Annotated in this window: 22 protein-coding genes and 1 tRNA gene; 8 read left to right on the top strand and 15 right to left on the bottom strand. The window is 60.2% G+C overall.

Features of this window, described 5'->3' with window-relative positions; genetic code table 11:
• Nucleotides 1-714: 714 nt before the first annotated feature.
• The 10 genes from HNP98_RS20610 to rpmH form a co-directional block, all read right to left on the bottom strand.
• Nucleotides 715-1,857, bottom strand: coding sequence for a serine hydrolase (locus tag HNP98_RS20610; RefSeq protein ID WP_173812073.1), 1,143 nt, complete (start codon nt 1,855-1,857; stop codon nt 715-717).
• A 255-nt stretch (nt 1,858-2,112) separates the two neighbouring features.
• Nucleotides 2,113-3,372 carry a hypothetical protein gene (locus HNP98_RS20605; protein ID WP_173812072.1) on the bottom strand — a complete coding sequence of 420 codons (1,260 nt, stop codon included), beginning with the start codon at nt 3,370-3,372 and terminating at the stop codon, nt 2,113-2,115.
• 59 nt (nt 3,373-3,431) lie between these two features.
• Nucleotides 3,432-4,787, bottom strand: coding sequence for an APC family permease (locus HNP98_RS20600; protein ID WP_317171166.1), 1,356 nt, complete (start codon nt 4,785-4,787; stop codon nt 3,432-3,434).
• A gap of 84 nt (nt 4,788-4,871) precedes the next feature.
• Entirely contained in the window at nt 4,872-5,396 is a 525-nt protein-coding gene (locus HNP98_RS20595) for a DUF2480 family protein (protein ID WP_173812071.1), read from the bottom strand.
• A 267-nt stretch (nt 5,397-5,663) separates the two neighbouring features.
• The gene (gene tsaB / locus HNP98_RS20590) at nt 5,664-6,350 is read right to left on the bottom strand and encodes a tRNA (adenosine(37)-N6)-threonylcarbamoyltransferase complex dimerization subunit type 1 TsaB (protein ID WP_173812070.1); all 687 of its coding nucleotides are present in this window, start codon (nt 6,348-6,350) and stop codon (nt 5,664-5,666) included.
• A gap of 31 nt (nt 6,351-6,381) precedes the next feature.
• Entirely contained in the window at nt 6,382-7,077 is a 696-nt protein-coding gene (locus HNP98_RS20585; RefSeq protein ID WP_173812069.1) for a hypothetical protein, read from the bottom strand.
• Nucleotides 7,078-7,196: 119 nt separating this feature from the next.
• Nucleotides 7,197-7,529, bottom strand: coding sequence for a hypothetical protein (locus HNP98_RS20580; RefSeq protein ID WP_173812068.1), 333 nt, complete (start codon nt 7,527-7,529; stop codon nt 7,197-7,199).
• Nucleotides 7,530-7,577: 48 nt separating this feature from the next.
• Nucleotides 7,578-9,275, bottom strand: a complete 1,698-nt coding sequence (locus HNP98_RS20575) for a S41 family peptidase (protein WP_173812067.1) — start codon at nt 9,273-9,275, stop codon at nt 7,578-7,580.
• 25 nt (nt 9,276-9,300) lie between these two features.
• Nucleotides 9,301-9,789 carry a ribonuclease P protein component gene (locus HNP98_RS20570; protein ID WP_173812066.1) on the bottom strand — a complete coding sequence of 163 codons (489 nt, stop codon included), beginning with the start codon at nt 9,787-9,789 and terminating at the stop codon, nt 9,301-9,303.
• A gap of 46 nt (nt 9,790-9,835) precedes the next feature.
• Nucleotides 9,836-9,994, bottom strand: a complete 159-nt coding sequence (gene rpmH, locus HNP98_RS20565) for a 50S ribosomal protein L34 (RefSeq protein WP_068228392.1) — start codon at nt 9,992-9,994, stop codon at nt 9,836-9,838.
• A 199-nt stretch (nt 9,995-10,193) separates the two neighbouring features.
• Between rpmH and HNP98_RS20560 the strand changes: the two genes are divergently transcribed.
• The gene (locus tag HNP98_RS20560; protein ID WP_173812065.1) at nt 10,194-11,927 is read left to right on the top strand and encodes a M61 family metallopeptidase; all 1,734 of its coding nucleotides are present in this window, start codon (nt 10,194-10,196) and stop codon (nt 11,925-11,927) included.
• An 81-nt stretch (nt 11,928-12,008) separates the two neighbouring features.
• Here the strand turns inward: HNP98_RS20560 and HNP98_RS20555 are convergent, their stop codons facing one another.
• The 3 genes from HNP98_RS20555 to HNP98_RS20545 all read right to left on the bottom strand — a co-directional run bounded on the left by HNP98_RS20555 (nt 12,009) and on the right by HNP98_RS20545 (nt 13,502).
• On the bottom strand, nt 12,009-12,257 hold the full coding sequence (locus HNP98_RS20555) for a hypothetical protein (protein WP_173812064.1): 249 nt from the start codon (nt 12,255-12,257) through the stop codon (nt 12,009-12,011).
• Between the two features lie 69 nt (nt 12,258-12,326).
• A complete protein-coding gene (locus HNP98_RS20550) occupies nt 12,327-13,271 on the bottom strand; it encodes a PfkB family carbohydrate kinase (RefSeq protein WP_173812063.1) in 945 nt (314 codons plus the stop codon).
• Between the two features lie 157 nt (nt 13,272-13,428).
• Nucleotides 13,429-13,502 (bottom strand) — tRNA-His (locus HNP98_RS20545).
• A gap of 71 nt (nt 13,503-13,573) precedes the next feature.
• Here HNP98_RS20545 and HNP98_RS20540 point away from each other — a divergent pair.
• Complete coding sequence (locus tag HNP98_RS20540) at nt 13,574-15,001, top strand: DEAD/DEAH box helicase (protein ID WP_246275255.1); 1,428 nt, start codon at nt 13,574-13,576, stop codon at nt 14,999-15,001.
• Nucleotides 15,002-15,076: 75 nt separating this feature from the next.
• On the opposite strand, the gene HNP98_RS20535 is transcribed toward HNP98_RS20540, so the two are convergent.
• Nucleotides 15,077-15,478 carry a hypothetical protein gene (locus HNP98_RS20535; RefSeq protein ID WP_173812062.1) on the bottom strand — a complete coding sequence of 134 codons (402 nt, stop codon included), beginning with the start codon at nt 15,476-15,478 and terminating at the stop codon, nt 15,077-15,079.
• Nucleotides 15,479-15,605: 127 nt separating this feature from the next.
• A complete protein-coding gene (upp, locus tag HNP98_RS20530) occupies nt 15,606-16,307 on the bottom strand; it encodes a uracil phosphoribosyltransferase (protein ID WP_173812061.1) in 702 nt (233 codons plus the stop codon).
• Nucleotides 16,308-16,493: 186 nt separating this feature from the next.
• On the opposite strand from upp, the gene HNP98_RS20525 reads away from it, so the two are divergent.
• The 6 genes from HNP98_RS20525 to HNP98_RS20500 all read left to right on the top strand — a co-directional run bounded on the left by HNP98_RS20525 (nt 16,494) and on the right by HNP98_RS20500 (nt 23,511).
• Nucleotides 16,494-18,497: a capsule assembly Wzi family protein gene (locus tag HNP98_RS20525; RefSeq protein ID WP_173812060.1), complete on the top strand. Its 2,004-nt coding sequence runs from the start codon at nt 16,494-16,496 to the stop codon at nt 18,495-18,497.
• 3 nt (nt 18,498-18,500) lie between these two features.
• Complete coding sequence (locus HNP98_RS20520) at nt 18,501-18,851, top strand: hypothetical protein (RefSeq protein ID WP_173812059.1); 351 nt, start codon at nt 18,501-18,503, stop codon at nt 18,849-18,851.
• Between the two features lie 17 nt (nt 18,852-18,868).
• Nucleotides 18,869-20,713 carry an ABC transporter ATP-binding protein gene (locus tag HNP98_RS20515; protein ID WP_173812058.1) on the top strand — a complete coding sequence of 615 codons (1,845 nt, stop codon included), beginning with the start codon at nt 18,869-18,871 and terminating at the stop codon, nt 20,711-20,713.
• Nucleotides 20,714-20,770: 57 nt separating this feature from the next.
• Complete coding sequence (locus HNP98_RS22100) at nt 20,771-21,253, top strand: hypothetical protein (RefSeq protein ID WP_173812057.1); 483 nt, start codon at nt 20,771-20,773, stop codon at nt 21,251-21,253.
• Nucleotides 21,254-21,281: 28 nt separating this feature from the next.
• Nucleotides 21,282-21,878: a D-sedoheptulose 7-phosphate isomerase gene (lpcA, locus tag HNP98_RS20505; protein ID WP_173812056.1), complete on the top strand. Its 597-nt coding sequence runs from the start codon at nt 21,282-21,284 to the stop codon at nt 21,876-21,878.
• Nucleotides 21,879-21,975: 97 nt separating this feature from the next.
• Nucleotides 21,976-23,511: a YifB family Mg chelatase-like AAA ATPase gene (locus HNP98_RS20500; protein WP_173812055.1), complete on the top strand. Its 1,536-nt coding sequence runs from the start codon at nt 21,976-21,978 to the stop codon at nt 23,509-23,511.
• The last annotated feature ends 1 nt before the right edge of the window (nt 23,512 follow it).

Genomic DNA, 23,512 nt, shown 5'->3' with positions numbered 1-23,512 from the left:
TAGGCCTGCCGCTAGCGTTCATCCTGAGCCAGGATCAAACTCTCCATTGTATAATGTCCTGCACCCTGCCGAAACAGGGCTGATGTCTTGTGCTAATTCAACCCGTATTGACGAGTTTAAATCAATTTTGCGTTTGTAAAATGCTTGTCTTAATTGCTTAAGCCAAGTCTTACCATTTGTCTTTTCCAAACATTCAAAGAACGTGTGCCGATTCCATTTGAATCAGCAGTGTGGCCGACTGGCCGGTGCTTGCATCTCAACCTTTCGATTTGGGAGTGCAAAGGTAACAATATTTTTTAATTTGCCAAGTAACAGGTGAAAAAAATATTATGGTTTTTTTCTAAATCACTCCCTTTCGAACAATTTTGTTTCCCATATCAGGGAAGCGGGGTGCAAAGGTAGTTTTTTATTGCTAACTAAACAAGTAAAGGAGATATTTTATTTTCATCTTTCGCGCTACAATTCCGTTTGATTCGAAGCGGGGTGCAAAGGTAACGTTTACTTTCTAAGCAAACAAAAGATTGCGAAATTTATTTTTCAACACTTCTTTTCCCGTTCATCCGTTTGATTCGGGAGTGCAAAAGTAAAGCGCGGGTTTTGCCTGTACAAGGCATCAGAGAACATTTTTATCTACTGTCTCCGGGGTATTGCTTCGCTTTTGCACAAAGGATATTGGTAAATAGAACGTTATACGGGCAACTGTTCGTCGCTATTTTATCTGATTGTTTCAAAAACGAAGAAATCGTCCAGATTGGGTCGGTATCGACGGGGGCGAACAGCCTCGAACTGGCGGACGATTTGGCCAAAATGAGCGAGAAAGGGAAGACCAATGGTTTCGTAATCGTAGGCACCGTCATTGATAACACCATCAGAATTGACATAAAGAACTGCGCTTAGCAAGAATTCGGAATGGTACGATGAGTCAGCGAAGCAGGCCACGTCGGATAAAAAGCCATGGGACATGCCAACGATGTTGTAAATGCGTAGCCCTTGCTCAGCGGTAATCAACGGGCCGCGGCCGTAGTAAAGGTATTTTTTATATGCGTCGAAGTAGCGGGGCGCAGCATAAGCTCGGAACCCGGACTCGTGGGGCGTGGCGTGGAGGTAGCGTCGAAGGAAGTGATAGTCGGTAGCAGTAAGGTGAGGACGCTGGGAGGTGGGCGCTGATTCGGGGAAAAGCAGGTTGCGCAGGAAAGTGCTGATATCAGCCAAAGGCAGGTAATTGGCAGTGGTGAAATCGTAGGGCTGGTGGATGAGGCGTTTGCCGACTTGGTACGCATGGCCTTTAAAAACGGGGCCGAGCGGACTATTGTAAGGTATTAAATTGACGAGGGCTGGCTGCTTATACAGAGTGTCGCCGACGGAGTTGTGAAAACTGATGGGGTTGGTGTGGCGGTTAGCGGCCGTATCGCAAGGAGCGAAGCGGCGGGTGATGCGGGCGTTGGGGTAACCAAGTTGGGCAAGGCGCTCGTTGAGGGGGCGTTGGCCGAGGAATTCATAGAGGCGGTTGTAAGCGAGGTTGTCGCTTACGAGCAGCATCCGCTTGATGTAGTTGCCCACGGTAGCCGTTTGGTCAGAGTCGGCGGGAGCGGCGAAAGGAACGGGGGTCTGACAACGGAAAGCGGTGCCGGTGGCCATAATAGTGCGGCGGCTGACGCCGTCCTGATGCAGGTCGTTCAGCTTCTCTAAGGATAGAGCAACAACGGGGAGCTTGACTAGACTGGCAGGGTTAAAATATCGGCCCGGGTTGAGATGATAAGTATGAGGAGTAAAGTGGGGGTTGTTTTGGGCGTCGCGGTCGATTTGAGTGTAGATGACTTGCAGCTCATAGGTGGGATTATCGGCAATGCGGGCCAAATCGGGGGACGAGTGGAGCAGAGAATCGAGAAGTGCTGAGTCGCTGCTGTGCGGAGAGGTAATGCTTTTGCTGCGGAGTGGCACGGTGGGAGCGCAATAGGCCAAGGCAGTGAAAGTTATTGCCAATGAAAGCAGTCCTATTATGTAAGTGTAACGAAAAGCTATAAACTGGGCAAGCATAGACAGGTAAAATTGACGGGGGCCGTGGTGGGGTACCACGGCCCCCGTACGGTGGCTCGATTTAGATTGGGTGATTCAGTTGCTGATGGGGCCACGGCGGCGGGCCAGCATCAGGTTGGAATCGGTTTGTTGCCAGTTGTAGCCGGTGCCAAAAGGCAGCGGGCGGGGGCGGTGCAGGCTATCGGTGTAGGCAGCAGTTAACTCGGGCTGGTAGTGCTTGGCGAATAAGTTGATGGGCCGGCGGTAAGTACCGTAGTGGGTGAACTGCCAGGCCCCGGCGGGAAAGTACTTCATGGCAATGCCGGAATCGTCTTGCAGCAGGTAGTTGCTACGGGCCAGCACCAAGTTGCGGATTTTAGAAAAGTATGCTTTGTGCATGAGGTAGGTGGCCGACTTCACATAGGTGGTGAGGGGCCCCAGGGTACGCACGTAAGTTAGCAGGGCCGGGTGGGGCACGAGCTTGGCGTCGCTGATGTCGGCGGAGAAATAATAGATGGTTTGAATTTGGCCGTCGGGGGCCCGTACCTGAATTTCAGCCCCGGGAATGTTGGCGCGGCCGCCAGCGCGGGTAGTATCGGCGGTGCCGGGGGCGAGCTGGCCGGGGGCGGTGAGCTGCACGGGACGTACGGCCAGCACTTGGCGGTGGGTACGGGCTGCAAAAAGCATGATGAGCGGCACGGCTCCGTCCAGTTCCACCGATTTTAAATCGATGGCCATGTCGTTGGTGCGGAAAAAGCTGAAGTTTAGCACCGACCACAACGAAGCTTTGATGGCGGGGTACAGCTTGGGATTGGCAAGGGAAGTACGGGCGGGAACGCTGCCCACGGGCTCCAAGCCCACCATGACGTAGGCCTTGCTAGTGGGAAACATCGTGACGACGTTGAGGAAATCGGGGCCACTGAACGGGTAGAAGATGGTGGGGCTGTGGCGCTGCACGGAATCCAGCTCGTGGCTGGCCCATTTGGTCATGCGGCTGGTGTGGGTGCTGGTATACTTTGCCCAGCTTTTATCCTGGTCTTTAGCGAAGGCCTGGAAGGCGGGCTGCCCAGTGAGGGCCGCCAACGGGGAGTCTGGGCGGACGGGCAAGCCCCCGAGGTAAGCGGCAACGTCCTGCACGTAGGCGGTATCGGTGGGGGCCGTCGCAACAACCGGTTCAGCAGCAGGTTTGGCAGCGGGCCGGGCAGAATCGGCCGGTGCGGCTTTGGTAGCGGGAGGAGCCGGCGTGGAGGCCCGGGCGCTGGTAGCCGGTTCGGTTTTGGTGGTCGGTTCAGAGCAGGCCACCAAGACAATTAGCGCGACGGGGAGCAGCCGAATAGCGGCGGTGCGAAGCAACATATATATAAGGAATGAAAATGCAGGGGCCCCGCCGGCACCCTTATCTTGAAAACCGAAAGTTACGGGTTTGGCGCAGGCCGCGCGACGCGGAAAATGCGCGTGGTTAGCAGGTATATCACGAGGCCAGCAATCAACGTGTACAAGCCATACTTCGACTCGGTGGGCTTGTCGCGCAGGATGAAGGCGAGCGTCCAGCCGCTCAGGCCCAGGAAAAGCAGTGGCGTGAGCGGGTAGCCCCAGGCGCGGTAGGGGCGCGGCAAGCCGGGCTTACGCCAGCGTAGCACAAACAAGCCCAGCACCGTGAGGAAAGTGAACAGGTTCAGCACGAAGCCGGCGTACACCAGAACTTCTTTGAACTTGGGCCGCAGAATGAATACCAGCGTGATGGCAACTTGCAGCACAAGGGCCCGCACGGGAATGCCAGCGCGGCTTTTAGGAGCCAGGAAGCGCAGGGCCGGCAAATCTTCGCCCATTGTCTGCACGATGCGGGGGCCCGCAAATATCATCGAACTGATGGTGGACACCAGCAAGGCTGCGATGATGCCGCCCGTGAGGCGGCCCGCCGCGGCCCCGAACAGCGAGGTGGCCGCCACGAAACCGACTTCCACCTGGCCCTTCAGGCCGGCCAGCGGCGTGGAACGCAGGAACACGTAATTCAGCCCTACATATAATAGGAGTACGGCGGCGGTGCCGGCCAGCAGGATGCGCGAAAGGTTGCGGCCGGGGTTGTGAATTTCGCCGGTGAGGTACGCGGCGGCGTTCCAGCCCGAGTAGGCGTAGCTTACGTAAACCAGGCTGACGGCAAAAGCGGGGCTGAGCACTGCCCGCCAGCCGGCCGCATCGGGGGCGTAATGCAAGGGCTGCCCCTCCCCTGCCAACAGGCCGGCCCCGATAAACGCCACCAAAACGCCAACTTTCAGGGCCGTGATTACCACTTGCAGGCGGCTGCCGGCGCGGGTACTGGTGCCGTGGACCAAAGCCAGGGCGAGCACCACGCCCACCCCCAGCAGCGTAGCCCCCGTGGTGGTGGTGCCTTGTAGCAGCACCTGCCCCAGGCTGGGCCACACGCTTTTAGCGTACTCGCCCAAGGCCAGGGCCGCTAGGGCCGTGGGGGCCGCGAAGCCCACGGTGGCCGACACCCAGCCCGACAAAAAACCCAGCGCCGGGTGGTAAATCTGCCCCAGGTAGTGGTATTCGCCGCCCGAGCGCGGCATGGCAGCGGCCAGCTCGCCGTAGCACACGGCCCCGCAGAGCGCAATGAGGCCCCCCACCACCCACAGCGCGAGCAGCGCGAAGCCGCTCTGGATGTCGAGCACCTGAAACCCGAGGCTAGTAAAAACGCCCGTGCCTACCATATTGGCCACCACAATGGCCGCACCGGTGAGGAAACTTATCTTGTATGGTTGATTTTGCACGCTAGCAAATGTCGGGCTTTGCACCGTCTAAAATGAAAAAAGCGCCGAAGCGCATTTTTCCTACTGTGCCAACGGTAAAATTCGTTACTCTGCAACCGCGGCTTTGGGTTTTTTGTAGAGCGGGACGGTGCTGCACGGCTCACCGTACATGATGCTGCTCGTGACGGGCAGCAGCTTTTGCATAATGGCCACGTAGGCAAATGTGGGCACGGGCTTCTCGCCGCAGCCCTTCACTACCACCTTGGCGTCGCGGTATTCTTCGGCGTCGAGGCCGGCAATAGCTTCCTCGAACAACGATTGTTCCAGGGCCTCCAGGTTGCCGAAGACGTAGCGGTGGGCGTGGTTTTGCAGCTTGATGGCGAGCAGCATGTAGGCCCAGGTGGGCACAATGGCGTCGGCCGAGCAGACGATGGCTACGTTCTGGCCATCGTACCGGGCCCAGTCGTGGGTTTTGATGAACTCGCGAAAATCCTTTTCGCGCAGGATGAGGCCGTGGAACAGGTTGTCTTTGATGTCGTACAGCACCCGTTCTCCGGAATGAATAAATTCTTCCAGGTTGAGGGTAACGAGGCCGCTGTTGGCGACGCGGTTAGTGAAGAGCGGTTCCATATCTACAAGGAAATATCGAGAGAATAAACTAAAAACAGTGTTTCACAGGGAACAGTTACAGCGGAGGGCCACAACGAGTCAGCAACTATGAAAACGAAGTTTTGTGCACATTGCCAGCAGGAAGCTACTACGCTGTACCGCATTCAGACGCAGGCCGGCGGCAAGGGGTGGTTTTTCGTTTGCAAGAACTGTTGCATCGAAGCGAAGCCCCGACTGGGCTACCGCTACGGTGGCACCTGGCAGGGCTACCGGCATTAGCACAAAAACTCAAGACCGAGGCGTGGTCGTGTACACTTCTTTCAAATAAAACGGCTCGTAATAAGCCACGTCCTGAAACGCTTGGCGGCGAAAAGCTGCCACGCCCAGGGCCCCCACCGCCACGGCCGATGGCTCGATGCCGGCCAGAAAGCCAATGTTGGCCTGCTCCGTTACCAGCGGCTGGAACTTGACCGCGCCATTGCCAAAGCACAGCACCCGGCGGTGGGCCATTTGTTCGGCCAGGGCCCCGGGTGCGAGGATGAGCGGCGCGGGAGCCAGCACTTCCTGCCCATCGTGAGCGTAAATAGCTGTGTACACCTCCATGCGCCGCGCGTCCAGCATCGGGCAAAACAGCGTTTCTTCTGCCCCCGCCGTCACGGCCGCTACCTGCGCCGCCAGGGCCCCCAGCGTGCTCACCGCCACCAGCGGGATATCCAGCGCAAAGCACAGGCCCTTGGCCGCCGCCGCCCCGATGCGCAACCCCGTGTAGGAGCCGGGGCCGTCGCTCACGGCCACGGCGGCGAGGTCGGCCAGGGCGTGGCCAGTGTTTTCGAGCAATTGCTCAATTAATACGGTGAGGTGGGTGGAGTGCGATTTTTCCAGCCGCAGCTCGGACTGGCCAATCAGGCGGCCATCGGCCACGTTGTGTAGCGCGACGGAGCAAACGGGGGAAGAGGTTTCGAGGGAAAGGAGCATTATTTAATAAGTATTCCAACAGTTAACCAATCTAGTATACCTCATTCTTTTTGATTTTGTAACCTGTTAATCTTAACATTTCTAGACACAAATCTTTGACAGGATGTTTTTCTACATCCACAGAAACAACTTTATACTTTCCCTTATAATAAACTTCCAATGTCCAGTCAGAACCATCTGCGTGTGGCCCAGTACTATAATTACGTTGCATTTGCCAAAATTTCATCGCCTTTAATTTCTTCACAACTAATGGCGTTTTATTAGTTTCTAACAATGCAACTTGTTGTTGGTGCACGTAAGGAAACGGTTTTCCAAAACACTTTTCTCCTTTCTTAACCGGACAATCATGATTGAGACGAGATAGATTCTCTTTGTACAAAGCAAACCATTCTTCGTACAGTTTTCTAGTACCGCTTGAGTCCCGGATTTCTGGACGGTTCTCAATGCGAACGACTACATAATGGTGAAACGAGCGGTACCAGGAAAAGCGCAATGCGATTCTAGTAGTGTCGGTTAGTTTCTCATAATCCTCTTCGTTATTACGCGCAAAATAAACTTGTCCCCACTGTTTATCAGTAAGAGTACTATTAAAATGAACAGTGTCAACCCAAGCTAATGGATTGACACTGTTCATTTTTGGAATCACCTTCTCTTGTTGATGTGAACATCCCGCAGAAAGGAAACAAGTAATTGCCAGAGGACCTAAAAAAGCGGATTGCAACTTCATACTAACTAATTGTTCGTGCTACTTCGTCCCCGCCGACTTGCGGGCGCTAGCGGCTTGGCCGCTGGGTTTCAGCAGGGCGGCGTAGCGGTTGGGGTCGTTGAGGACGGCCACGGCGGCGATTATTTCTTGTTTCCACCAAGTAAGCCAAGAATGAGGTCAAGCTTGGTATCCATCGCAGCAAACTTGGTGTCTGCAACAGTTTGGTTTTCTTTCAATCCTATTACTTCACGTTTTATACCGCCCAATTCGTTTTTTATACCGCCCAATTCGTTTTTTATATCGCCCAATTCATTAAGCGCAAATTGAACGTTGTCACTTTGCTGCATTGCTATTTCAGTTTGTTGCAGGACCAAACTGACCAACTGTTTAAGCTGGGCAGTGTGGCGGTCAGCAACAGCGAGCGTTTGGGAAACTAAGGGTTCAAGTTGGTCTAATCGTTGATCGGCAGTCATAAGAAAGAGTAGATAATTGATTACGATGTAGGCGGGGCCCGTAAACTGCTACTTCGTACCGGCCGACTTGCGGGCGCTGGCGGCTTGGCCGCTGGGTTTCAGCAGGGCGGCGTAGCGGTTGGGGTCGTTGAGGACGGCCACGGCGGCGAGGATGTTGGGGTCGTCGTCGAAGCCGGCTTCGGTGCGGCCCTTCTCGTAGTAGTAGCGCGACACGATTTCCTGCTCCAGAATTTCCTTAATCTCGGGCTTGAAGCGCTGTAAGTCGTTGGCCTTGTTGACGGTCATTTTGCGGCGCATGGCTTCCAACTCGGGCTTTACGTCGTCGTAGTGTTTTTCTTCCTTCACCTTCTTGCTGAGGTCGGTGAGGGCTTTTTCGGCGTCGGTGCTGTAGCTGATGTTTTTGCCCTGGAGGTAGGCCACAAATTTCTGGTAATCAGCTTCTGAAAGCTTGAACTCGCGGGGAGGCGCGATGGTGGCGTGCTCGGACCGGAAGCGGGTGGCGTAGTCGAACAAATAGCTTTTCTGGAGCAGTACGCGGGTGATGTCGGCAATTTCGCGGTCGGCTACTTCCACGTCGGGGGCCACACCGCCGCCGTCGTACACGGTGCGGCCGGCGGTGGTTTTAAAGGCCGTGCGCAGCGAATCGGGGAATTTGCCCAGCGTGCCGTCGTCGGCGCGGTGGCTGTAATCGATTTCCTGGATGCAGCGGCCGCTGGGGATGTAGTACTTGGCGGTCGTCACCTTCAGCTGCGAGTTGTAGCTAAGGGGCCGGGTGGCTTGCACGAGGCCCTTGCCGAAGGTGCGCTCGCCCACCAGCACGGCGCGGTCGTAGTCCTGCAACACGCCCGACACGATTTCTGAGGCCGAGGCCGAGCGGTTGCTCGTGATAATGGCCACCGGAATCTGGGTGTCAAGCGGTACGTCGAGGGCTTTGTAGGTTTTGTTCCACTCCGTCACCTTGCCCTTGGTGCTCACCACGTCGAGGCCCTTGTCGATGAACAGGTTGGAAATGTTCACGGCTTCGTTGAGCAGACCGCCGGGGTTGTCGCGGATGTCGAACACGATTTTTTTCGCGCCCTGGGCTTTCAGCTTGGTAACAGCGGCACGCACCTCCTTGCCCGCGTCCACGGTGAAGCCGGCCAATTGGAAATAGCCAACTTCGGGCGAAATCATGCCCACATAAGGCACGTTTTCGACCTGAATTTTATCGCGCGTGACGGCCACTTCCAGCGGCTTGTCCTGGCCGTAGCGGGTCACGAGCAGCTTTACCACCGACTGGGCCTGGCCCTTGAGCAGCTTGCTGATATCAGCGTTCGACTTTTTGTCGACGATTACCCCGTTGATGTTCAGGATTTCGTCGCCCGGCAGCAGGCCAGCTTTTTGGGCTGGGTAGCCTTCGTAGGCGCTCTGCACCACGGTTTTGCCGTTGCGCTTCACCACCACGGCCCCGATGCCGCCGTACTGGCCGGTGGTCATGGTGCGAAAGTCCTCGATGTCGTCTTCCGGGATGTAGTTGGTGTAGGGGTCGAGCGACTTGAGCATGGCGTCGATGCCCGTTTTCACCAGCTTGCCGGGGTTAATTTCGTCCACGTAGTAGGTGTTCACCTCCCGGAAAGTCGTGGCGAAAATGTCGAGGTTCTTCGCAATCTCGAAGTAGCGCTCGTTGTCGGAGGCCGAGCGGAACGAGAACAGCAGCGCGGCGCTGCTAAGCGCCAAGCCGGCGTAAAGTTTGTGGCGGGAAGTCATGGAGCGGGCAGGGCGAAGGGCGAAGCTACGCGGTGGGCGGCAAAGCCAAACCAAGGGCCGCGGTACCGAGCAAACGATGGAAGGCGGAAATTAATTTTTTTTCCACCAACGCCAACGCACTTTTTTCCTTACCGGTATAAATAATTCCCAACACGCCCACCGGATGGCCTCCGGGGTGCTCCAGCAGCCGGTGTTTGTTGAGGCGGTAGGCCTCGCGGATGAGGCGCTTGAGGCGGTTGCGGTCCACGGCCCGCTTGAAGCCGCGCTTGCTCACGCTGATGAGCACCTGGGGCGGGGCCCCGGTGGGTGCCTCGCTTTTCAACCACACGATGCGGAGCGGGTAAACGCCAAAAGAGGAACTCTGCTTCCCAAAAAGCTCGTCGATGAGCTTTTTGCGGCACAGGTGTTCCTCTTTGGGGAAGGTATGAGACCTCTTCGGCGCGGTGGGAACGGCCTCACCCGCCGGCCCGCTCTCCGCGGAGGAGAGGAAACCGAGGGATTGGGTTGGTTCCATAGCTGAAAAGCTGCCAGCCATTAGCTTTCAGCTAACAGCTTGTGCCCTAGCGCTTGTGGCGGCCTTCGTCGGATACGGTGAGGCGCTTGCGGCCTTTGGCACGGCGGCGGGCCAGCACGTTGCGGCCGTTGACGGTTTCCATGCGGTTGCGGAAGCCGTGCTTGTTGCGACGCTTGCGCTGCGAAGGTTGGTAGGTGCGTTTCATGTCAAATCAAGTTTCGAGTTGGGCCGGCAAAGGTACGGGGCTGCGCCAAGAATAGCAAGCCCCGGGACCACAATTGGTTCCGGCCCACGGGCTTGGGCCCCGGCACGCAGCCGGGGGCGGGCCGGAACTTGGCTTCGGGCGCGGCGGCCTGCGTATGCAGGGGCCCTAGCTTTGCCCACCCAACCGTTCGCCGCCGGCCATGATTCAGTACCGCGTTTCCTACGAAAACCCGCTCACGTTTTACCTGCAAGTAGAAATGCGGCTGGCCGTGCCCGCCGGCGCAACGGCCCCGCTGGCCCTGCAACTACCGGCTTGGCGGCCGGGCCGCTACGAGCTGCAAAACTTCGCCCAAAAGATTCAAAAAGTTGAAGTCAGCGATGCGGCCACCGGCCAGCCCCTGCCCTACCGCAAAACCACCAAGGACCGCTGGGAAATAGCCGACGCAGCCGGCAAAGAACTGCGAATCAACTACAACTTCTACGCCCACCAGATGGACGCGGGCGGCTCGTGGCTCGACGAGCAGCAGCTCTACCTCAACCCGGTGCAGTGCTTTATGTACGCCGAAGGACGCGAGCAGGAAGCGTGCGAGCTGACGCTGGCCGTGCCCGAGGGCTGGCAGGTGGCCTGCGGCCTGCCCCAGGGGGCCCCCAGCGTATTGCTTGCCGCCAACTTCGACCAGCTGGCCGACGCACCGCTCATCGCCAGCCCCACGCTGGTGCACCAACAGTACGAGGCGGGGGGCCTGCCTTTCCACATCTGGGTGCAGGGCGAGGCCACGTTGAATTGGCCACGGGTGCTGGCCGATTTCAAGGCGTTTTCCGAAGCGCAGGTGCAGCTGTTCGGGGGCTGCCCGGTGGCCGATTACCACTTCCTGAACCAGCTGCTGCCCTACAAACACTACCACGGCGTGGAGCATCACAACTCGACGGTGATTACGCTGGGGCCCGCCGAGCTAATTATGACGGAGGCCTTGTACAAGGAGTTTTTGGGCGTGAGCTGCCACGAGCTGTTTCACACCTGGAACATCAAAAGCATCCGGCCCGCCGAGATGCAGCCCTACGACTACGCCCGCGAGAACTACTTCCGCACCTGCTTCATCGCCGAGGGCATCACCACCTACTACGGCGAATATTTGCTGGCCCGCAGCCACGTGCGCACCCCGGCCCAATACTTTGAGGAGCTGGGCACGGTGCTGCAACGGCACTACGCCGACGCGGGCCCCGACAACCTCTCGCTGGCCGACGCCAGCGTGGACCTGTGGCTCGACGGCTACAAGCCCGGCGTGCCCGACCGCAAGGTGTCGGTGTACCACAAGGGGGCCCTGGCGGCGCTGCTGCTCGACCTCACGCTGCGGCAGCTTTCGGGCCACGTCCGCAGCCTCGACGACGTGCTGCGGCGGCTGTACGCGGAGTTTGGCCAAACCGGCACCGGCTACGCCGAGGCCGACTACGTGCGCATCGTGGAAGCGGTGGCTGGCCGCAAAATGGGGGCCTATTTTGACAAGTTCATCTACGGAACCGAGCCCCTGGCCACCCCACTCGATAAAGTGCTGCACACCGTGGGCTGCCAGCTGCTGGTGGCCGAAAACGCCTCGGCCTCGGAGGGCCGCTTCGGCTTCCGCACCGTGGGGCGCAACGAGCGCACCGAGGTCAGCGGCATCTGGCCCGGCTCGCCGGCCGCGGCGGCCCTCACCGTAGACGATGAAATCGTGGCCGTGAACGGCCGCCGCGTGGACCTGAACCTGCAAACCCTGCTCAGCACGGGGGCCCCCAGCTACGAAATCAACGTATTCCGCCAGCACCGGCTGGTGACCGCGACGCTGACGGCCACTGCCGGCACCAGCTACGGGCCCCGGTACTCGGTGGCGAAGCTGGCCGAAGCTGACGCGGCCCAGCGCGAAGGCTTTGCGAAGTGGCTGGGCCGGGAGTTCTAGCCTGCTGGTATCTTTTGCAGCAAAAAGCCCCGCCGGAATACTCCAGCGGGGCTTTTTGGTTGTAAGCAAATTCACACAGGTTTAGTGTTTGGCATCGCCGCCTTTGCCCACTTTACCGGTATTCACCGACATGGGCTTGTTGCCCTGGGGGTTGCTGCGGATTTTCTGCACGCCTTTGCCGGCGCTGTTGCCGTCGGTGGTGTTGCCGTGGGCCGATACGTCGGTCGTGTTCGGGCTTTGCACCTGGGTGCTTTTTTTCTTGGTGTTGGCCGCGGGGTTAACGGACGTTTTGGCGTTCGTGAGGTCGGTTTCTTTCTTGGATAAAGACATGGCAACGGGGTTTGCGGTGGGAGATTAGGAGTGTACCCGCTTGGCCGCAAAAGAGTTGCCGCCGGGGCCCTACACCGCCGCTACATTGGCAATAGCCGAGGCCGGCACCACCCGCACGAGGTCGGCGAACTGGGCCTCACGGGCTTCGATTTCTTCCGCCGTGAGGTGCAGCAGGCGCTCAGTACCGAATTTCTCGACGCAGAACGAGGCCATCGCCGAACCGTGGATGACGGCCCGCTTCATGTTTTCGAACGAGCAGTCGTCGGTGGCGGCGATGTGGCCGATGAAGCCGCCCGCGAAGGTGTCACCGGCCCCGGTGGGGTCGAATACTTCTTCCAGCGGCAGGGCCGGGGCGAAAAACATCTTGTTCTTGTGGAATAGCAGGGCCCCGTGCTCGCCTTTCTTTATGATGAGGTACTTGGGCCCCATCGCCTGAATTTTCTTGGCCGCCTTCACCAGCGAGTACTCGCCCGACAGCTGGCGGGCTTCCTCGTCGTTGATGCTGAGCACGTCCACCATTTCGATGGTGGCCAGCAGCTCTTCCAGGGCCACGTCCATCCAGAAATTCATCGTGTCCATCACAATCAGCTTGGGCCGGTTCACGAGGCGCTGGATGACGAGGCGCTGCACGGCGGGCGTCAGGTTGCCCAGCATCAGGTACTTGCAGTCCTGGTAGCCGTCGGGAATAACCGGGTCAAAGTCGGCCAGCACGTTCAGCTCGGTGGCCAGGGTCTCGCGCGAGTTGAGGTCTTGCGAGTACTTGCCCGACCAGAAAAACGACTTCTCGCCCGCCTTGATTTGCAGGCCCTCGGTGTCCACGCCGTGCGTTTCGAGCAGCTGGATGTCGGACGGGGCAAAATCGTCGCCCACCACGGCCACGATGTTCACGGGCTTGAGCGAGTACGAGGCGGACAGGCTGATGTAGGTGGCGGCCCCGCCCACAATTTTGTCGGTTTTACCATACGGGGTTTCGAGGGCATCGAAGGCAACGGTACCAATGACGAGAAGACTCATTTAAGGAGAGTTAGGTTGTGGAATAGTCCGGTGGGAAATGCAAGTTGGCCCGTTTTTGAACCGGCCGGCCCGGGCCCCGGCCAGTGGCTGGCCAGGGTTAAGACACGGCAATAAATAAAAAAGTCCCCGGAACGGCTTCCGGGGACTTTTCAAAGAGGGTAAATAATGGGGCTCGAACCCACGACCTCCGGAATCACAATCCGGCGCTCTAACCAGCTGAGCTATATCTACCGTGTGGTTTTTGGTGGTGCAAAGATAGGAAAGGATGCGGGCGCAGGCAAAAAAACTTCGGAACAAGGCAAATGCCCGACCTTTGCGGGATGGAACCCACCGCTGCTTTATCGTTCAACGATTTCAAACTCAACAAACAACTCCTCACGGCCGTGGCCGAAGCCGGCTTCACCGAGCCCACGCCCGTGCAGGCCCAAACTATTCCGCTGCTCCTGGCCGGCCACGACGTGCTGGGCGTGGCCCAGACCGGCACCGGCAAAACCGCCGCCTTCGGCCTGCCCCTGCTCATGAAGGTGAAGTACGCCCAGGGCCTGCACCCGCGGGCCCTGGTGCTGGCCCCCACCCGCGAGCTGGCCATGCAGATTGAAACCCACCTCAAGGCCCTGGCTACCCAGACCGACCTGCGCATTTTCGCCATCTACGGCGGGCTGGGCCCCAAAACGCAAATCGAAACCATTGCCCAGGGCGTGGACATTCTGGTAGCCACGCCGGGCCGGCTGATGGAGATTTACCTGAAAGGGGCGCTGTTGCTGAAGGACATAAAAACGCTGGTGCTCGACGAGGCCGACAAGATGATGGACATGGGCTTCATGCCCCAGATTCGGCGCATCCTGGAAATCATTCCGCGCAAGCGGCAGAACGTGCTGTTTTCGGCCACCATGCCCGAGCGGGTGACGCTGCTGAGCCAGGAGTTCCTGGAGTTTCCGGTGCGGGTGGAGGTGACGCCGCCGGCCCAGACGGCCTCCACCGTGAGCCAGATTTTATACGAGGCCCCCAACCTGCTCACCAAAATCAACCTGCTGCACTTCCTGCTGCACCGCGACCAGGAAACCATGACGCGGGTGCTGCTCTTCACCCGCACCAAGGAGCACGCCGACCAGGTGGCCCACTTCCTGGAGCGCAAGGCCCCGGCCGGCGAGGTACGGGTCATTCACGGCAACAAAGGCCAGAACGCGCGCATCAACAGCATGGAGGCCTTCCGGGCCGGCGACGTGCGCTACATGGTGGCCACCGACGTGGCGGCCCGCGGCATCGACGTGCCCCAGGTGAGCCACGTCATCAACTTCGACGTACCCCTGATTCACGACGACTACGTGCACCGCATCGGGCGCACGGGCCGGGCCCTGCACACGGGCGCGGCCATCACCTTCGCCAACGAGGCCGAGATGGTGCACATCGCCGAGATTGAAAAGCTCATCAATCAGCCGATTGAGAACGTGCCGCTGCCGCCCGAGGTGAAAGTAGAAGAGACGCCCTTCGAGGAGCAGCAGCTGATGAGCCGCGAGTTGGACGAGCGCCGCAAGCGCCTCGACCCCGAGTTCAAGGGGGCCTTCCACGAGCGCAAGGAGTGGATTAAGCCGGGCGAAACCATCGACAAGCGCACGGGCAAAGTGTTTCAGGCCGGCAAGAAGAAAAGTACCAAAGGAGCCAAAGCCAACCCGGGCAAGAAAGGCGCTTCGGCCCCCGGCGTGAAGGCGCTGAAGCGGCGCGGGCGGTAAGGGAATTAAAAGGTGAGAGTTAAAACCCTGGCCTCAAGACGAGGCCAGGGTTTTAACTCTCACCTTTTAACTCCCTTAATGGTGAAACATGTGCCCGAAGCGAATGCTCACGAACGTGAGCACGCCGCCCCAGAATACGGCGCTCCAGAGCATGTGCAGCATGATGCGCGGGCGCGGCACCCCCAGCAGCGTGGCGATGACCGTGCCGCCGATGGGCGAGAGCAGAATGGGCGTCAGGAAGGCGATGCCGCCCATGCCGAAGCGCCGGAAGACCTTGATGATGTTGCGCGAGCGGGACGAGAAGATGGGCACCCGGCGCAGCCGGCGCTGCTGCTGCCGGTGCCGCACCCACACCCGCCCCACGCCCGAAATGATGAACACGGTGGTCATCATGCCCGCCACGGTGAGGGCCATGATGAAGCCAAACGGCAAGCCCATCGAGGCCCCGGCCAAGGGTCCGCCAAAAAACTTGACCATGCTCAGCAAGAACACGGAAGCGTATTTGAAGGCGTGGGACAACGCGGTGGGGCTTGGAACGAACGGAACAGCTTGGCAAAAAGTGAACCAGTGGCAAAGGTACCCCGGCCGGCCGGGGCCCCGGCGGCTAAAGTTTGCTCCCAAACGAGAGGTCGCCGGCGTCGCCCAGGCCGGGCACGATGTAGGCCTGCTCGTTGAGGCGCTCGTCGATGGCGGCCACCCACAGGTGCGCTTCGGGGATTTCGCGGGCCACGTGGGCCAGGCCCTCGGGCGAGGCGATGACGGCCGCGATGTGCACTTGGCGCGGCATGCCGAAGCGCAGCATGGCCCGGTAGGTTTGCACCAGGCTCTTGCCGGTGGCCAGCATGGGGTCGGCCAGAATCAGCACCCGCTCGTCGAGGCGCGGGGCCGAGAGGTAGTCCACCTGCACCGTTACCTGGGCCGTGCCCTCGATGCGGTAGGCGGCCACGAAGGCGCTGGGGCTCTGGTCGAAGTAGTTGAGGAAGCCCTGGTGGAAGGGCAGGCCGGCCCGCAGCACGGTGGCCAGCACCGGGAAGTCGTGCAGCAGCTTGCCGGTGGTTTCGGCCAGGGGCGTCTGAATGGTCTTGTCGACGTAGCTGAGGTGGGCGCTGATGCGGTAGGCGATGATTTCGCCCAGCCGCTGGAGGTTGTGCCGGAAGCGCAGGCTGTCCTTCTGGATCTTCCGGTCGCGCAGCTCGGCCAGGAAGTGGTTGGCGATGCTGGGCTCGGCGCACACCTCGTGCACGCGGGGGTTGGGCGCGGCGGCGGGGGCAATTTCGGGGGCAGGAACGGACGGGGAAACAGCCATGCAGCGGGATTTTTGAGTGGACAGGAGCGGCCGGCCACGGGCCAACCACGTCCCGAAGTTGGCACAAAAACCCCCAACCCCCAAGGCCCTGTTCCCCGCCCTGCCAACGGCCGGTTGCGTAGGTTTGTTAATTAATTGGCGGGCCGGGCAATGCGCCCGGCCCTACCTGAGTTGACTATCGTTATTATGAAGAAAATTCTTTTACTACTCGCTACCTGCGCATTACCGGCCGGCTTCGCAGCGGCCCAAACGCCCACCGCCCCGCCACCCGCCGCGCCTACGGTTCCGGCGCGGGGCAACGAAACCTCGAACTGGTACATTTTCAACGACACCCTGAAGCCCGCGGCTAAAACGCCCCCGCCAGCCCCAGTAGCCGCCCCAGTGGTGACGCCATCGCCCCCCCCGGTAGCCGCGCCGCCGCCCGCCAGGGCCCCGGCAGCCGGGGTGGCCCCGGCCAGTCCCGCGCCCTACTACACCCAAGGGGCCCTCTACGTGCCCCTCGACCCGGACACTTACCGGCTCATCGACCGCTACGCCATCAAGTACGGGCCCGACTCGCTGAACGACCCGCACACCAGCGTGCGGCCCTACACCCGCGCCGGCGTGGCCCGCCTGGGCGAGCGGCTGCTCTCGCCCGACAGCGCCGGAGTGGGCCCCGGCACCCTCTCGCGGGCCGACCGCTTCAATGCGCAGTACTTGCTGAAGGACAACTGGATGTACTCGGCGCTGGGCGACGAAGCGAATAAGAGCAAGCAGCCCATCCTCACGTATTTCTACCGCGACCAGACCGACCTTTACCACGTTCAGACCAAGGATTTTACTTTCCGCCTGAACCCCGTGCTGCTGCTGCAAGGCGGCAAAGACAGCGGCACCGGCAGCATCGACGGCCTGCGCTATGTGAACACGCGGGGCATCTCTTTTGAAGGCACCGTGGACCAGCGGCTGGGCTTCTACGGCTTTTTGACGGACAACCAGGAGGCCGTACCGGGCTGGGTGCAGCAGCGCATAGTGTGCGACAACCTGACTGGTGGGTTCGTGGCCCCGCACGAGGGGTACACCAAAACGTATAAAACCAGCGGCAGCGCCTACGACTTCTTTACGGCGCGGGGCGGCGTAACCTACGCGGCCACCAAGCACATTAACATTCAGTTTGCCCACGACCGCAACTTTATCGGTAACGGTTACCGCTCACTGATTTTGTCGGACTACAGTGCGCCGTATTTTTTCCTGAAATTCAACACCCGCGTCTGGCGGTTCAACTACCAGAACATCTTCGCCGAACTCACGGCCCAGCGCGAAAATGCCGACCAAGTGTTTCCCAAAAAGTACCTGGCGCTGCACCACCTGAGCTTCGACGTGACCAATAATTTCAACATCGGCGTGTTCGAGTCGGAGGTATCGGGCGGGCCGGGCCGCGGGCTGGAAATCCAATACCTGAATCCAGTTATTTTCTACCGTGCCATTGAGCAGCAGGTGGGCTCGGCCGATAATGCCTTGCTGGGCCTCGATTTTAAGTGGAACGTGAAGCACCGCGCTCAGCTTTATGGCCAGTTAGTGCTGGACGAGTTCAAGCTGAACGAGATTTTGGCCGGCAATGGCTGGTGGGCCAATAAGCAGGCCGTGCAGCTCGGCGGCAAGCTGCTCGACGTGGGCGGCATACAAAACCTCGATTTGCAGGTGGAGTTCAACTACATCCGGCCCTACACCTACCAGCACGTCGATATTTATACCAACTACCAAAACTACCAGCAGCCGCTGGCCCACCCCATGGGGGCCAATCTGACGGAACTGCTGGCGGTGGTGAGCTACCAACCCTTGCCCCGCTTGCACCTGGTAGCCAAGGGCTTCTACACGATGCAGGGGCTTGATGCGCTGCCTACTACTGCTAGCGCTTACAACAACAATGGGGGTAACGTGCTGCTCTCGTACAACCAGCGGGCCCCCTCCACTACCCCTGGCACCGACGCCGACCATGGCTACCGCGTAGGCAACGGCGATAAAAGCCACTTGTTCCACGCCGACTTCACGGCCACCTACCAGCCGCGCCTCAACCTGTTTCTGGACGCCACCCTCATCACCCGGCACCAAACCCTGGACCAGCCCACCTATTACGGCACCACGAGCGGCAACGAAACCTACGCTTCGGTGGCCGTGCGCTGGAACATCGCCAAGCGCCTGAACGAGTTTTAGGCCATGCCCGAAAGCACCTGCTTGTACCGCCCGGTCAATCAACAAGAGCTGGATTTGATTGCTGCCAGCGGCTGGCGCAGCTTTCCGCCCCGGCTGCCCGAGCAACCAATTTTTTACCCGGTACTGAACGAGGAATACGCCGTGCAAATCAGCCGCGACTGGAACGTTCCTTACTATGGCGTTGGGTACGTGGTGCGCTTCGCGGTCGAGACGGCTTATTTGGCACAGTTTCCGGTGCAGAACGTGGGCAACGCCCGGCACAACGAATTGTGGGTGCCGGCGGCGGTGCTAGACGAATTTAATCGGCACATCGTGGGGGCCATTGAAGTAACGGCTACGTTTCGGCGTCCTTAGCCAGCAGTACTACCGCTATGAAGACGTACCTCCGCATCCTGCAATACGCCCGGCCGCTGGCTAATTTCCTGCCGCAGTACCTGGTGTACACGGTGCTGGGCACTTTTTTCGGGTTGGCCAACTTCACGCTCATCATCCCGCTGCTGCAAGTGCTGTTCGACAAAACGGACAAGGTGCCGCAGGTGGCCCCCACCCATTTGCCGGCTTTCCACTTCGGGCTGGACTGGATTAAGGACACGTTCAACTACTTTTTTGCCGGCATGCTGGCGGCGCAGGGCAAGCTGGGGGCCCTGGCGTTTGTGTGCGTCATCGTGGTGGTGTCGGTGATGCTGAGCAACCTGTTTCGCTACCTGAGCCTACGGCTGCTGGCCACGGTGCGGGCCCGCGTGATTCGCAACCTGCGGCGGGCCCTGTACCACCGCATTGTGGAGCTACAGCTGGGGTATTTTTCGGGCGAGCGGAAGGGCGATTTGCTGTCGCGCTTCACCAGCGACGTGCAGGAGGTGGAAACCTCGGTGGTGAACACGATGACGGCCGTCATCCAGGAGCCGTTCAAAATCGTGGCTTTTTTCGCGCTGCTGTTCTACATCTCGGTGCCGCTCACGCTGTTCACGCTCATTTTGCTGCCGCTCTCGGGCGGGGCCATTGCGGGCGTGGCCAAGCGGCTGCGGCGGCAGGCCGAAATCAGCCAGAGCACGCTGGGCTCGATGATGTCGGTGATTGACGAGACGCTGGGCGGCATCCGGGTCATCAAGGCCTTCAATGCGCAGGGCTACATCAAGGGCAAGTTTGAGGAGCAGAACGACAACTACGCCCGCACCTCGCGCCGCATCGATAATACCCGCGACCTGGCCTCGCCGTTCTCAGAATTTGCCGGCGTGTCGGTGGTGGCCGGGCTGCTGTACTACGGCGGCACGCTCATTCTGGGCGGGCATTCGAGCCTGACGGGCGAGACGTTTATCGGCTACGTGGTGCTGTTTTCGCAGGTGCTCACGCCGGCCAAGGCGCTGTCGGGCTCGTTCGGCAACATCCAGCGCGGGCTGGTGGCCGGCGAGCGGGTGTTGCGCATCATCGACACCGAGCCCACGGTGCGCGACCGGCCGGGGGCCCTGGTGCTGCCGCCCTTCGCGCGCGAGATTGAGCTGCGCGACGTACAGTTCAGCTACGGCGACACGCCGGTACTCTACGACCTGAACCTGACCATCAAAAAAGGCCAGATGGTGGCGCTGGTGGGCCCCAGCGGCGGCGGCAAGAGCACGGTAGCTGACCTGCTGCCGCGCTTCTACGACGCCAGCGGCGGGCAGCTGCTCATCGACGGGCACGACGTGCGGGCCTGCACCATCCACTCGGTGCGCGACCAGATGGGCATCGTCACGCAGGAGAGCATCCTGTTCAACGACACGATTTTCAACAACATCCGCTTCAACACCGAGGCCACGGAGGCCGAAGTCATCGAGGCCGCCAAAATTGCCAACGCCCACGAGTTCATCGTGGCCAGCCCCGACGGCTACCAGACGATGATTGGCGACCGGGGCGGCCGGCTTTCGGGCGGGCAGCGGCAGCGCTTGAGCATTGCCCGCGCCATTTTGCGCAACCCACCGATTCTGATTCTGGACGAAGCCACCTCGGCCCTCGACACCGAGAGCGAAAAACTGGTGCAGGAGGCCCTGCAACGCCTGATGGCCGCGCGCACCTCGCTCGTCATCGCCCACCGCCTGAGCACGGTGCAGCACGCCGACGAAATTATCGTGCTCCAGCACGGCCGCATCGTGGAACGCGGCACCCACGACGAACTGCTGCGCCGGCCCAACGGTGTTTATCAGCGCCTTAGCTCGCTGCAAACCAACGCCGCGTTGGTGTAGGCCCCCGACGGAGCCTATCTTTATTCCCGAAACCTTCACTCAAAAAAACTCTTTCTCATGGTTGCTCTCAAGCGTTTCGTTTCGGTGGTGGTGATGGTGTACTTGCTGCTGGCGCTGTTGTTCCTGCTGGTACCGGCGGTGCGGGCGTCGGTGGCCGGGTTCGGCGCGGCGCTGTCGGACGAGGCACGGGAGCGGGATTTTTTTCAAATGCTGGCCACCATCGGGGCCGTGATAATGGCCGTGCAGCTGGTGATTGAGAACCTGGACAGCAGCCTGCTGCGCCGGAGCGTGGCCAAGCAGGACGGCCGCATCAACGAGCTGAAGGCCAAGCTCTACGACCACCAGCAAACCGCGTCCCGGGTAGTGCCCAACCCCGGCAATCCCAACTTTCCTGGCAACCCCGGCTTTCCCGGCAACCCCAATTTTCCCGCCGACCGCTACGCCGCACCCAACCGGCCCCCGGAGCCCGCCCGGCCCATGTTCCCGCAGTCGGACCCTAGCCTGCCCAACACGCCGCCGGCCGAGCGGCCCCCGCTGTAATTTTCTACCCGCGCCCAACCCTTTCCGCGTGCCCCACCCCACCCCGCTCGCCGCCCGCATCCACGCCGAACTTACCGAAGCTCGCAGTGTCCTCGACCGCTTCCTGGCCGACGAAACCAACCTGGCCCGTATCGCCCAGACGGCCGAGCTGATGGCCACCAGCCTGCGCAACGGCGGCAAAATCCTCACCTGCGGCAACGGCGGCAGCCTCTGCGACGCCCAGCACTTCGCCGAGGAGCTGAGCGGCCGCTACCGCGCCGACCGCCGGGCCCTGGCCGCCATTGCCCTCACCGACGCCTCGCACCTAACCTGCGTGGCCAACGACTACGGTTTCGAGTTCGTGTTCAGCCGCTTCGTGGAGGCCTTAGGCCGGCCGGGCGATGTGCTGCTGGCCATAAGCACCAGCGGCAACTCGCCCAACGTGCTGCGCGCTGCCGAAGCCGCCAAGGCCGCTGGCATGTTTGTGATAGCCCTTACCGGCAAAGACGGCGGCGAATTAGCCAGTGTTTGCGACGTGGAAATCAGGGCTCCGCACAGCGGCTATGCCGACCGGATTCAGGAAATTCACATCAAAGTGATTCACATCTTGATTATGCTGATTGAGCAGCTGGTATTGGCGGCCTGAGAATTCGCCTCGTTTTCCGCTTTTCTTCTCAGCAAAAACCGATTAAGCCGCGATTAAATCAACGAAATCACGGTTAATCACGACTAATCAGCGATTCATGTTAACCAAAACCTTCGGCTCGGCCGTGCAGGGCGTCAATGCCTATACCATTGTCATTGAAGTAGTGGTATCGGCCGGGACGAACTTCTACGTGGTGGGCCTGCCCGACAACGCCATCAAGGAAAGCCAGCAACGGATTGAGGCGGCGCTGAAGCTGCGGGGCTACCGGATGCCGCGCACCAAAGTGGTGGTGAACATGGCCCCGGCCGACATCCGCAAGGAGGGCGCGGCCTACGACCTGCCCATTGCGCTGGGCATTTTGCACGCCTCGCAGCAGCTCAATACCGAGCGGCTGCCGGAGTACGTCATCATGGGCGAAATGTCGCTCGACGGCGAGCTGCGGCCCATCAAGGGCGTGCTGCCCATTGCCATTCAGGCCCGCAAGGAAGGCTTCAAGGGCATTGTGCTGCCCAAGGAAAACGCGGAGGAAGCGGCCATCGTCAACAACCTCGACGTGATTGCCGTGGGCAGCATGCAGGAGGCCATCGACTTTTTCGAGGGCCGCGCGGAAATAAAGCCGACCAAGGTGGACACGCGCGACCTATTCCAGCACTCGGTGAACAAGTACACGGCTGATTTTGCCGACGTGCAGGGCCAGGAAAACATCAAGCGGGCCCTGGAAATCGCCGCCGCCGGGGGCCACAACGTGATTATGATTGGGCCGCCCGGCGCGGGCAAAACCATGCTGGCCAAGCGCCTGCCCAGCATCCTGCCCCCGCTGAGCATGCAGGAGGCCCTGGAAACCACCAAAATCCACTCGGTGGCCGGCAAGCTGGCCGGCGGCGGCCTGCTGAGCACGCGGCCGTTTAGGGCCCCCCACCACACGATTTCAGACGTGGCGCTGGTGGGCGGCGGCAGCAACCCGCAGCCGGGCGAAATCTCGCTCGCGCACAACGGCGTGCTGTTTCTCGACGAGCTGCCCGAGTTCAAGCGCACGGTGCTGGAGGTGATGCGCCAGCCCCTGGAAGAGCGCCGCGTGACCATCGCCCGGGCCAAGCTCAGCATCGAGTTTCCGGCCAACTTCATGCTCATCGCCAGCATGAACCCCTGCCCGTGCGGCTACTACAACCACCCCGACAAGGAGTGCGTGTGCGGCCCCGGCGTGGTGCAGAAGTACCTGAACAAGGTTTCGGGGCCCCTGCTCGACCGCATCGACCTGCACGTGGAAGTGACGCCCGTGACCTTCGACCAGATGACGGAATCGCGCAAGGCGGAGAGCAGCGCCGACATCCAGCCCCGCGTGGACCGGGCCCGCCAGGTGCAGGAAGCCCGCTTCAAGGACTTTCCCGACGTGCACTCCAACGCCATGATGCCGCCGCAGATGGTGAAGGACATCTGCCAAATCAGCGAAGCGGGCCGGATGCTGCTGAAAACGGCGATGGAGCGCCTCGGCCTGAGCGCCCGCGCCTACGACCGCATCCTGAAAGTGGCCCGCACCATCGCCGACCTGGCCGGCACCGAGGAGATTCAGATTCAGCACCTGGCCGAGGCCATCCAGTACCGCAGCCTGGACCGCGAAGGCTGGGCGGGGTAGC

This window comes from Hymenobacter caeli, assembly GCF_013294115.1.
GTDB classification, from domain to species: domain Bacteria; phylum Bacteroidota; class Bacteroidia; order Cytophagales; family Hymenobacteraceae; genus Hymenobacter; species Hymenobacter caeli.
The sequence above is the reverse complement of the archived record's forward strand: the minus strand, read 5'-3'. Positions and strand labels throughout refer to the sequence as shown.